The sequence below is a fragment of the Ensifer sp. GW823-FHT05D09 genome (assembly GCF_058795755.1).
This window is the reverse complement of record NZ_JBXAIA010000050.1, coordinates 1-425: the sequence shown is the minus strand read 5'-3', so window position 1 is coordinate 425 and position 425 is coordinate 1. Positions and strand designations below refer to the sequence as shown.

At 60.5% G+C, this 425-nt stretch carries 1 protein-coding gene; it reads left to right on the top strand.

The window, feature by feature from the left end:
- Window positions 1-425: hypothetical protein (locus AC1Q80_RS30875; protein WP_492362946.1), on the top strand; the 425-nt coding region annotated here is incomplete at both ends.

The window sequence follows — 425 nt, the reverse complement described above, 5'->3', positions numbered from 1 at the left end:
ACGCGCCGCAACCGGCAACGGTGTTTCGCCACCGTCACCATCGCCATCATCGTCGCCATCATCGTCGCCATCGTCGCTGCCGTCGTCGTCATCGTCGTCCCCATCATCGTCGGGGCCGCCGGTGTCGTCGTCATCGTCATCCTCGTCGTCGTCGCCGTCATCGCCGCCGCCAACGGGGTCGCCGTCGTCATCGTCATCATCGTCTTCATCATCATCCGGGTTGCCGGCACCGTCATCATCATCGTCCGGTTCTTCGGTCCGGAAAATATGTTCGGGAAGATCCGTCATGCCGGTATTGCGAGCGATGATGTCGGCGAACTCCTGGCCGTCGATGAAGTTCTCGTAGAAGTCGAAGTTGTCGAAGCGGCTTGCGTAGTAGAAGCGGTCGGCTTCCTGCAGGCGATCGAACTGCTCATGCAGGACAA